We start from the raw sequence: 11,479 nt of genomic DNA on the forward strand, positions 1-11,479 counted from the left end.
TCTTACTATCGGCGTCCACAGGCTTAAGCGCTGATTCAATATAGAAATATCCTCCGCCACTAATTAAGACAATAAATAATAGCAATAAAACGGTAATAATTAAAACGATCTTTCTGACAACTTTTGCTTCCTTTTGGTGTTCAAGCATTTTTTTGCGAATAACATCTTTTTTTGTATCTGTTTTCTCTGTTGTCATATGACTCCCCCTTCCCTTTAGACCATGGAATGATTGACTAGGTTGGTAATATACTAATGTATTTCAAAAAAAATAGACATCTTAATTATTTCAGCACATAGTAAGAAAAATGTCAATTTATCAATAAAATTGTCAGATGTTATCAAAAAAAGGTTCTGTTTAATTTGCCAGTTGATTCCCTCTACAGGCTCTTCGCTCTAATCAACATAGTGCCAAATCAACAATGAAACATAGCAAAAAAAAAAACCGACCAATGAAACAGCCGGTTTATCCTATTCTATTCTTCGTCTTCTTGATCCTCGTTGAAGGTATTAAAAACTTCTTCAACCATATCCCATTCTTCTTCGGTCTCAATTTGCATTAACGGACCATATCCGCCGTCCTCTGTAGGAATATAGGCATAGACGTGAATGTCGACATCCTCTTCATCATCATCAAAAGAGCCTACTGGATAAAAGAATACATATGATTTTTCGAACTCTTCAGAATCAAAAGTAAAAAGTACTTCATGTAATTGCTCATTACCATTTTCGTCTACAAGTGTTATAAATTGATCTTCTTCATGTTCATGGTCGTGTTCGTTTACCATTTCTTCACCTCATTAATTTTTACTATCTAGATAGCCTTGCAGAATCATTACTGCTGCCATCTTATCAATTACTTTTTTCCGTTTTTTCCGACTTACGTCGGCTTCAAGTAAAACGCGCTCTGCTGCCATTGTTGTAAGTCGCTCGTCCCATAAGATGGCAGGCACTGCAAATCTTTGTTCAACTTCAGTTGCGTATTGCATACTCGCTTCTGCACGTGGTCCAATTGTCCCGTTCATGTTTTTCGGCAGGCCGATGACAACTTTCTCTACTTGATACTCTTTTATTAATTGACCAATTTCCTCAAAACCAAACTTATTTTTTTCTTCATTGATTTTGAGAGTGGTGAGGCCCTGTGCAGTCCAGCCAAATTCATCGCTTAACGCAACACCGACTGTCTTCGTGCCTACATCTAATCCCAATACGCGCATTCATTAACCCTCTCGCTGTTGTTTAAGATAGGATTTTACTAATTCCTCAATAATTTCATCACGTTCAAGCTTGCGAATAATATTGCGGGCATCACGATGACGCGGAATATAGGCGGGGTCACCTGATAATAGATAACCAACGATTTGGTTGATCGGATTGTAGCCTTTTTCCTGCAAAGCTTCATACACCTGAAGAAGAACATCGTTTATATCATGTTCAAATGGTTCTTCAGGAAAATTAAATCGCATCGTTTTGTCAAATGAGCTCATTGCATGCACCTCGCTTTTTATTAGAGGAGAAATGTTCTAATGTCTAGCTACAGCGCCTAGGAAAAAATGAACTACTTTTTCCCCTGGACAAGGCGCTTCCGCTTTTCTAGTTACCTACATTTTACACTACTTTATTTTATTATCAAATGGATTTTACCCATTCCTCTACGAATTGGAGCGCTGCATCGAGCTTTTCTGGGTCTTTACCACCAGCTTGAGCCATGTCAGGACGGCCGCCGCCGCCGCCGCCGCAACGAGATGCAACTTCTTTAATTAGCTTTCCTGCATGGTATCCTTTTTCAATTAGGTCCTTCGTTACTGCAGCAATTAAGTTAACCTTTCCTTCGTGCGCACTTCCCAAAACAATCACGACGGATCCAAGCTTTTGCTTCAAGTCATCAGCCATATTTCTTAGGTTGTTCATATCAGCACCTTGAACATTTGCCGCTAACACCGATACTCCATCGATTTCTTTTACTTTAGATACGAGGTTTCCAGCTTCGATATTTCCAAGTTTTGTTGCAAGTGATTCGTTTTCTCTATGAAGTTGTTTGATTTCAAGCATTAAACTATCAATGCGGCTCACGATATCTTTTGGATTGGTTTTTAGTTTCTCAGCAGCATCCTTTAACAAGCCTACTTGGTCATTTAGTGACTTGTATGCAGATTCACCAGTTACTGCTTCAATACGTCTCGTCCCAGCACCAATTCCGCCTTCAGAGATAATTTTAAATAATCCAATCACAGAGGTATTTGGAACATGGCATCCACCGCAAAGTTCAAGGCTGTAATCACCAACTCTTACTACACGGACAATATCACCATATTTTTCACCAAATAGAGCCATAGCTCCCATTGCTTTTGCTTCAGCAATTGGTTTTAAGCTGATGTCGAGTTCGATATTTTTCCAGATCTTTTCGTTAACGATTTTTTCAACTTGTTCCAGTTCTTCTGGTTTAATTTGACCAAAATGCGAAAAGTCAAAGCGGAGACGATCAGGTTCGACAAGGGAACCTGCTTGATTAACGTGCTCGCCAAGTACGTCTTTTAAGGCTTGGTGTAACAAATGTGTTGCTGTATGGTTTTTAATAATCTTGACACGATTTTCCGCATCCACCACAGCAGTCACTTTGTTTTTCGTCTTTATTGTACCAGCTTTAACGATAACTTGATGAAGGTTTTGACCATTAGGCGCTTTCTGAACATCCTTAACTGCTACGCTGCTTCCTTCACCTTCTATCACGCCACGGTCGGCAATTTGTCCGCCGCTCTCGGCATAGAATGGAGTCACATCAAGAATTAATTGTACTTCCTCACCACTAGAAGCCGTTTCAACAAGTTCACCATTTTTAATAATCGCAACCACAGATGAATTCGTTTGGAGTTCATCGTAACCCACAAATTTACTTTCAACCTTAACATCCCGAAGGACCCCGCCTTGGACCTGCATTGAATCGACATCTTGTCTAGCTGCACGGGCACGTTCACGCTGCTGCTCCATTTCTACCTCAAAGCCAGCATGATCAACTTTCATCCCTTCCTCTTCAGCATATTCTTCAGTTAATTCGACAGGGAATCCATATGTGTCGTAAAGTCGGAAAATATCAGCACCTGTGATAATGTCACTGCCTTTTTCTTTTTCCTTCTTAATCACATTTGCTAAAATCGCTAAGCCTTCATGGAGAGTCTCATGGAAGCGTTCTTCCTCACTCTTGATGACCTTTTGTATGAAATCTGTTTTGTCCTTTACTTCTGGATAGAAATCATCCATGATTTCGCCAACAACTGGAACAAGTTCATACATGAATGGACGATTAATATTAATTTGTTTTGCATATCGAACAGCTCTGCGAAGCAGACGACGAAGCACATATCCGCGACCTTCGTTAGAAGGAAGAGCCCCATCGCCGACAGCAAAAGCAACTGTCCGAATATGATCAGCAATTACTTTGAATGCAACATCGATTTCTTTGTTTTGGCCGTATTTCTCACCAGAAATCTCTTCTGTAGCTCGAATAATCGGAATAAATAAATCTGTATCAAAATTGGTAGGGACATTTTGAACAACGGAAGCCATACGTTCTAATCCCATCCCTGTATCAATATTTTTCTTTGGCAGCGGAGTATACGTGCCATCTGGATTATGGTTAAATTGAGAAAATACCAAGTTCCAGACTTCAAGATAGCGGTCATTTTCACCGCCGGGATAAAGCTCAGGGTCTGCTGGATCGTTTCCATATTCGGGCCCGCGGTCATAAAAAATTTCTGTATTTGGACCACTTGGACCTTCCCCTATATCCCAGAAATTGCCCTCAAGTCGGATAATACGTTCTTCTGGGAGACCAATCGTGTTATGCCAAATATCAAATGCTTCGTTGTCCTCAGGATGGATTGTAACCGAAAGTAATTCTGGATCCCAGCCAATCCATTTTTCTGACGTTAAAAACTCCCATGCCCATTCAATCGCTTCCACCTTGAAATACTCACCAATGGAAAAGTTACCGAGCATCTCAAAGAAGGTATGGTGACGTGCTGTCTTCCCTACATTCTCAATGTCGTTGGTTCTAATTGATTTCTGAGCATTTGTAATTCTCGGATTCTCTGGAACAACCCGGCCATCAAAATATTTCTTTAATGTTGCGACACCGCTGTTAATCCATAATAATGATGGATCATCATGGGGCACAAGAGATGCACTTGGTTCAATCGTGTGTCCTTTTTCATTGCTAAAAAACTCTAAAAACATAGAACGAATTTGTGAGCCTGTTAAATTTTTCATTATGTAGACCTCCTTTATTTTTTGAAAAGCGGAAGCGCCCGTTAGCGACGGGTGGACTAGACTGCTCCGACTAAGATACAGGAAACACGGAGAGCGATATCGATCCGATGCTGACTTATCATAGGGGGGATAAGGCTTGTTCACTAGCCGCGGGCGTTGGAGCCAGACTATAAAAAAGCATACAAAAAAGCCCTCATCCCCAAAAACAGGGACGAGAGCTCATCTCGCGGTACCACCCTGATTACGGATACACACTACCGTATCCATCTCTCAAAATCCCTTAACGCGGGCAGACGGCAGTGGTTAGCTGCACTCCAGATTAGCTTTCTGTCGTCCTTCATCTAGAGCTTCTTTCAGCCACGGAAGCTCCTCTCTTCTACGCAAATGCGTTATAGATGGTCTACAACATACTCTATCCTTCAACATTTTCATACAAGTATTCTATATCACGAATTATAGCCACCGGAAAAAAGTTTGTCAATCACTCTTCCGCTAATGTGTGAGGTTCTTTTGCTTTTCTCCTGATAAAATGATTTTTTGCGTGGATAATCGCTACTTTTATCACAACTAGGACTGGTACTGCCAAGATTAGTCCCAGGATTCCCCCAACCTCTCCCCCAGCTGTTAACGCCATCATAATAATTAAAGGGTGCATATGAAGACTTTTCCCAACAATCATCGGAGATAAGATGTTTCCTTCAAGAAATTGAAGCCCAAAGACAATGACTAGTGTAATCAATACTAATTTTACCGATGTTGTGGCAGCAATGATGACGGCCGGGACGGCCCCAATTATCGGTCCAAAATAGGGAATGACATTGGTGACACCAACAATTAGGCCTAATATTAACGGGTATTTTAAATGAAACAACCAAAACAAAAGGGCAGAGACACCGCCAATGATGAAACAAACCAAAAGCTGTCCCCTGATATAACTGCCAAGCGATTCATCGACATCTTTAAGGAAGAGTGTCCCTTTTTTCCGCCACTGCTTAGGTGTTATATACCAGAGTGTTCGTTTGATCAATGGAAAATCCTTTAACATATAAAAGGCAATGAATGGAATAATCATCATGATAAGTGCCGAATTGAGGAACTTAATTAATATATTGACGATAACTGTCAAAAGAGAGTCCAACTTCTTTTCAAATGCATCAATACCTTCATCAATTCTCGATTGCAGACCGTCTGGCCATTTTCTCGTGTTTGATTCAAGTGTTGCAATCCAACCCCTATATTGCTCTGCTAAAACGGGTGCACTGTCGGAGAGGTCTTTTAATTGGTCAATCATCGCCGGTACACCTTTATAGACGCCTAGGCCAATTCCTCCAAAAAATAGAATATAAATGAGAAAAATAGCAAGCCCTCGGTGCAGCCCCTTTTGATGCAATTTCTCCACAATCGGATGAAGCAAATAGGTAATAAATCCTCCAATTGCAAAGGGTAGAATGATAATGACCAACACCTTAAGGATTGGCAGCCATACAAAACGAATTTTAAGAAAAACATAAATGGCAATTAATAAAAGGAGTACAAAACCGATACGGTAATACCATTTCATTCGAATTTCCACGTCTCCGAGCCTCCTTCAGGTTAGTTTTAGAGACCCTTGGTGGAATTATGCATTCGAAAAGGGGAAGTCAAAAAATCCCCCTCAGGTTCAAGGGGGATTTCATTCTAGAATAAAGCCCGTTTTACTTTCTTTGTCATTCTCTTCATATTACGGGCTGACATCATATTATTTCTTGTGGCCACATTATACGCAGCCATCCCAGCACCAAAAGCAATCATAGTCGTCATCATTTTATTCATACGTTTCACCTCATTAATAGACGTTAAATAAGTTTCAAACTAACTTTGATAACTTTCTCGCTTAGCGTTTCCGCTTTTCTCTCTTAAAGGGTGTAACGACGTTCTTCTTCTTCAAACAAATCGTCCAATGAACTTAGTGACCCGTCTTCTTCGACTTGATGAGTACTGATAAGGCCTTTGTTTACTGAAAGTTCGATAAAGCAATTCCAGCAGTAATACTGGTTGATACCAATTTTACCGATATCCTTGCTTTGACAATTGGGACACTTAAACATGAAAAGACACCTCACGTATTATTTACATCTACGATAATGGCATCCTTTCCGATTGCTAAGGGCTTCCCGGATTGAATGACTTGTTTGCCTTCCGTAAGATCCGAAAAGAAGCCATCCGTGATTTCGTACCCTATGATTGTGCCCAATTCTTCCTGAAAATATACATCTTTTAATAAACCCAGGGATTCTCCACTTTTCGAAAGCATCATCATCCCGTCAATTGAATGTTGATGGGTAAATGTATATTCTGGATCTTTCAGCTTTTCTAAAGAGCCGGTATCCTTAATCATTACCCCATCTGCACCGAAAGAAGCCACTTGTTGGATATCCAAAAATAAGGATTGTTTGAATAAAACGCCTTTTTTTACCAATAAGCCATCCACCTTGCCTGTGCTAGAAATACATAAATCACTAACTTCACCAATTTTTTGACCGCTTTTTGTATCAAAAACTGGCTGCCCTTTCAATAAAGAAAATGTCCGCAAAGAGTGTCCCACCTCCTGTGAACATTACTAGTGTTAGTCAAACTCCATGAAATCATAAGGTGTAACGTTTTCCATGCCAACCATTGGATTGGCCCGCATGATTTCTTCTTCGTAGGACATGACTGGAATTTGTTTTTCACCACCATTATTCTCTGCTTTAGGTGTGGTTTGTTCATGACTTCCGCTCACATCTGGTTTTACTGCAATGGACTCTTGTAATTTTTGACATAAGGTTGTTTGACGGGAAAGTTCATCCGCTCTTTCGATTCCCATTTTAAGAGCATCTACCTCACCGCATAGGATCAGGGATTGTTTACTTCTCGTAATCGCTGTATAGATCAAATTCCGGCGTAACATTCGATAATAGCTTCTTGTCACAGGCAGGATGACAATGGGAAATTCACTCCCCTGCGATTTATGGACGGAACAACAATAGGCGTGGGTGATTTGATTTAAGTCCTGCCGCGTATATTCGACTTCATTTCCTTCAAAGGAAATATAAATCATATCCTGTTTTTCAGTGTTTTCTTTCGCATAGATAATCGAAATAATTTCGCCAATATCCCCGTTAAAAACATTGCTCTCTGGTTGATTCACCAATTGGAGAACCTTATCGCCGATTCGATATTTGACCTCACCAAAAGCAATTTCTTTTCTCTTACCATCCGGGTTTGGATTAAAAATTTCCTGCAATAACACATTTAAACGATCAATTCCAGCAGGCCCCCTGTACATGGGTGCTAATACTTGAATATCCTTTGCCGAATAGCCTTTATTTTTGGCATTAAAGGCAACTTTCTCTACAACCTGTGCAACCTGTGCAGTGGAGCATTTAATAAACGACCGGTCTGCTTGCTTCACGGTGATATCCGCAGGCAAATATCCTTTTTTAATCTCGTGCGCTAGTTCAATAATCGAAGAGCCTTCTGCTTGACGGTAGATATCCGTTAAGCGTACGGTTGGGATTCGTTCAGATGTCAGCAAATCTTTTAAGACCTGGCCCGGTCCTACCGATGGTAATTGATCTTCATCACCTACCATGATCACCTGAATATTTTCTGGCAGGGCCTTAAACAATTGATTAGCGAGCCAAATATCAAGCATGGAGGTTTCATCTACGATGATAATTTTCCCTTCCAGCGGGCTCGTATCATCGCGGTCAAACCCTTCTGTGCCATTAAATCCCAAAAGACGGTGGATCGTCACCGCTGGCAGTCCCGTAGATTCACTCATCCTTTTGGCAGCTCTTCCTGTCGGGGCTGCCAAAAGGAAAGGGAAAGGCTCGCCTTTTTTCTGGTAATCCTTCGGCTCTAAGGAACATCCGTGCAATTCTGCATAAAGTTCAACAATTCCTTTGATAACAGTTGTTTTTCCTGTTCCAGGTCCACCAGTTAACATCAACATCGGTGACATTAACGCTGTTTGGATAGCCTCTCGCTGTGTTGGAGCATACTGTACTCCCAGACGTTCCTCTAAACTTCCTAATGCGAGGAGAAATTCAGATTCTGGAAATTGATCCTTATATTCCGTTTGCGCAAGGATACGGTGGATATTTGTTACAAGCCCCTTTTCAGCAAAATATAAGGTAGGCAAATACACGCGTTTCTCTTCACCAATTAATTTACCCTCTTCTTGCAGCTTGATGACTTCATTAGAAATATCTATGTATTCGATTTGATCCCGCTTGTTCTCTTCTAAAAGTGCTTTTACTTGTTCTAATAAGTCCTCAGCCTTTATAAATACATGACCCGTCTGCATGCTTTCATTTTCAAGGATGTAGAGACAGGCGGCTTTAATTCGGTCGGGATGGTTTCCTGAAATCCCAAGTTGGTATCCCAGCTCATCAGCCCGGCCAAAGCCGATGCCTTCGATATCTTCCACAAGCTTATATGGATTCTTTTGCATAATTTCAAGCGTTTCATCTTTATATGCTTGATAAATCCGCATTGAAATCTGAGGTCCAAACCCATATTGATTTAAGGCAACCATGACTTGCTCAAGTCCTTGATGTTCCATCAATGTATCGTAAAGCATTTTTGCTTTTTCAGGAGGGAGCTTTGGAATGGAGTCAAGTAAGCTCGGTTGATTGAGAATTTTGGAGATGGCATTTTCTCCTAAGGTTTCAACGATGTTTTCTGCAGTCTTTTTCCCAATCCCTTTAAACATTTCCCCCGATAAATAGTTGATTACCCCTTGTTTTGATTGGGGCATGTCCTTGCGGAAATGATTGGTATGAAATTGAAGACCAAACTTGGGATGATCCTTGAATTCCCCGAAAAAGATATAGGTTTCTTGTTCATGAATTTTGGGAAAATATCCGGTGACCACTGCTTCTTTGTCCTCATAGGAATGATTGGTTTCATCGACTCTTATCCGTAAAACGGTGTAAAGGTTTTGTTCATTGTGAAAAATGGTGACAATTGGTCTCCCCTTTACAAATTTCCCTTGATCGGCAAATAAATCCAACGTGTCTTGCTTTTCCATTTGGCACCCTCCCTTCTAGGAAAATAAGGATGATTATTGATTGTTTTCTAATAATTTTTTCGCATGACCGGCAAGCAGGTGATCTGGTTGAATGGCGAGAGCTTTATGGAACATTTCTAATGCTTTGGCCGGTTCGTCTTGAAAAGCATAAGTAACACCTAAATTATAATAGGCGTCGGAATGATTAGGATCGAGCTCGATACACTTTTCAAATTGAATGAGCGCTTCAGGAATAAATTCTAACTGGGCAAGACATAATCCGTACTGAAAACGGGCCTCTGCATCGTTTTCATTTAGCTCCACACTTCTTTGTAAATAAGGAAGCGCAAATTTCCCTTGCTCCATTTGAATAAGAGTCAGCCCCAACATAAAGTAATTATCACTGGACTGAAGCCCCTTTTTCATGGCTGTTTCGAACATATTTTTAGCTTCTGGGAAAAGGTCCTTGCTAAATAACAAAGTTCCTATACTATAATAAGCTGCAGCTGCATTCTCATCTATTTCAATTGCCTTTTGATAAAAATTAAGCGCCTTTTCGTCGTCGCCCACCGCGGAAAGAACATTTCCGAAATTAATATAGGCAACAGGGTCGTTTGGGTTTTCTTGAATGGCTTCATTAAAGGCCTTTGCCGCCTCTTCCAAGTTGCCTTCCTGCATGTATTGTACACCTAATTGGTTTTTATCCATTATTACCACTCCAATCTAAGAGAAAGTATATCATATTTCATCAAAAAATAATTTCAAGTGCAGTAAGTGGTTTGAGCAAATTTCTGTTGGTTGATGTGAACCGGGGATTCCGCCGATTTTGGGAGGAATTCCGCCGATTGCAAAGGGAATTCCGCCAAATTGGATATTGATTTCGCTAACCTCTGGAGGTATTCCGCCGCTTATGTTATTTATTCCGCAAAACAGATTTTCTCACTAAAAAACCTGACTCCATGAAAGGAATCAGGTTACTATTATCCAACATATGTTAAACGTTCACCATTTTTAAAGACTTTATCAATGGTCCCACCGCCTAGACATTCGTCACCATTGTAAAAAACAACAGCTTGTCCTGGCGTGATGGCACGAATCGGCTCATCGAAAATAACCTCAACCTGAGCATCTTCCAACAGACGCACGGTTACGTTATTGTCTTCCTGACGATAGCGGAATTTTGCGGTGCATTTAAATTCGGCTGGTTGCTCACGATTCGACACCCAGCTGACGCCGACAGCGGTAATGGAGTCTGAATAGAGTTTTTCATTATGAAAACCTTGGCCTACATACAGGATATTTCTTTCTAAATCCTTACCGATGGCAAACCATGGTTCACCGGACCCGCCAATCCCTAGTCCATGCCGTTGCCCAATCGTATGATACATTAAGCCCTCGTGTTTCCCTTTGACTTCACCATCGAAGGTCTCCATATTCCCTGGCTGAGCTGGCAAATATTGTCCTAAGAACTCTTTAAAATTCCGTTCTCCTATAAAACAAATCCCCGTGCTATCTTTTTTAGTAGCAGTAGCAAGGTTCGCTTCTTTAGCAATCTCCCGAACTCTTGGTTTTTCAAGATTACCAATCGGGAACATTACCTTACTTAATTGATCTTGGGTCAGTTGGTTCAAGAAATACGTTTGATCCTTATTTTCATCTAGACCGCGGAGCATTTTATATTCTCCATCACGATATTCTACTTGAGCATAGTGACCTGTAGCTAAATAGTCCGCCCCTAAATTCATTGCATGCTCGAGGAAAGCTTTAAATTTAATTTCCTTATTGCACATTACATCCGGATTAGGGGTCCGTCCTGCTTTATATTCATCAAGGAAATAGGTAAATACCTTATCCCAATATTGTTTTTCAAAATTAACTGCATAATATGGAATGCCGATTTGGTTACAAACACGAATGACATCCTCATAATCTTCTGTTGCTGTACAAAAACCGGTGTCATCCGTGTCATCCCAGTTTTTCATAAAAATGCCGATAACATCAAATCCTTGCTGCTTCAACAAAAGTGCTGCCACAGAAGAATCTACACCACCCGACATTCCTACAACCACTCTTGTATTTTTCGGATCTTTTTTCTCCATGATTTTCACCTCTCTTTTGCCCAAGGGCCTGTTAAACTTGCCTGTTGATTTCCGCTTCAGGCGCGTGCGGTTCGCGGGCGGT

The 11,479-nt window shown here is 40.8% G+C and carries 11 protein-coding genes and 1 pseudogene; all 12 read right to left on the reverse strand.

Annotated elements, in window-relative coordinates; all coding sequences use genetic code 11:
* Positions 1–196, reverse strand: a pseudogene (locus tag V7137_RS12275) (endolytic transglycosylase MltG); the annotation flags it as partial.
* Positions 197–473: 277 nt separating this feature from the next.
* The gene (locus V7137_RS12280; protein ID WP_335698352.1) at positions 474–785 is read right to left on the reverse strand and encodes a DUF1292 domain-containing protein; all 312 of its coding nucleotides are present in this window, start codon (positions 783–785) and stop codon (positions 474–476) included.
* A gap of 12 nt (positions 786–797) precedes the next feature.
* Entirely contained in the window at positions 798–1,214 is a 417-nt protein-coding gene (gene ruvX / locus V7137_RS12285; protein ID WP_335698353.1) for a Holliday junction resolvase RuvX, read from the reverse strand.
* 3 nt (positions 1,215–1,217) lie between these two features.
* Positions 1,218–1,484 (reverse strand): IreB family regulatory phosphoprotein, encoded by a 267-nt coding sequence (locus V7137_RS12290; RefSeq protein ID WP_066257787.1) that lies wholly within the window; start codon positions 1,482–1,484, stop codon positions 1,218–1,220.
* 142 nt (positions 1,485–1,626) lie between these two features.
* A complete protein-coding gene (gene alaS, locus V7137_RS12295; protein WP_335698354.1) occupies positions 1,627–4,263 on the reverse strand; it encodes an alanine--tRNA ligase in 2,637 nt (878 codons plus the stop codon).
* 481 nt (positions 4,264–4,744) lie between these two features.
* The gene (locus V7137_RS12300) at positions 4,745–5,836 is read right to left on the reverse strand and encodes an AI-2E family transporter (RefSeq protein WP_335698355.1); all 1,092 of its coding nucleotides are present in this window, start codon (positions 5,834–5,836) and stop codon (positions 4,745–4,747) included.
* Between the two features lie 104 nt (positions 5,837–5,940).
* Positions 5,941–6,075: a YrzQ family protein gene (locus V7137_RS12305; protein ID WP_218347761.1), complete on the reverse strand. Its 135-nt coding sequence runs from the start codon at positions 6,073–6,075 to the stop codon at positions 5,941–5,943.
* A gap of 83 nt (positions 6,076–6,158) precedes the next feature.
* Positions 6,159–6,350, reverse strand: a complete 192-nt coding sequence (locus V7137_RS12310; RefSeq protein WP_218347762.1) for a hypothetical protein — start codon at positions 6,348–6,350, stop codon at positions 6,159–6,161.
* Between the two features lie 11 nt (positions 6,351–6,361).
* Entirely contained in the window at positions 6,362–6,835 is a 474-nt protein-coding gene (locus tag V7137_RS12315) for a PRC-barrel domain-containing protein (protein ID WP_335698356.1), read from the reverse strand.
* Between the two features lie 33 nt (positions 6,836–6,868).
* Positions 6,869–9,319, reverse strand: coding sequence for an SF1B family DNA helicase RecD2 (recD2, locus tag V7137_RS12320; RefSeq protein WP_335698357.1), 2,451 nt, complete (start codon positions 9,317–9,319; stop codon positions 6,869–6,871).
* Positions 9,320–9,352: 33 nt separating this feature from the next.
* On the reverse strand, positions 9,353–10,006 hold the full coding sequence (locus V7137_RS12325) for a tetratricopeptide repeat protein (protein ID WP_335698358.1): 654 nt from the start codon (positions 10,004–10,006) through the stop codon (positions 9,353–9,355).
* Positions 10,007–10,278: 272 nt separating this feature from the next.
* The gene (gene mnmA, locus V7137_RS12330; protein WP_335698360.1) at positions 10,279–11,397 is read right to left on the reverse strand and encodes a tRNA 2-thiouridine(34) synthase MnmA; all 1,119 of its coding nucleotides are present in this window, start codon (positions 11,395–11,397) and stop codon (positions 10,279–10,281) included.
* Positions 11,398–11,479 lie beyond the last annotated feature (82 nt).

This window comes from Neobacillus drentensis (assembly GCF_036962765.1).
Classification (GTDB): Bacteria; Bacillota; Bacilli; order Bacillales; family Cytobacillaceae; genus Neobacillus; species Neobacillus drentensis_C.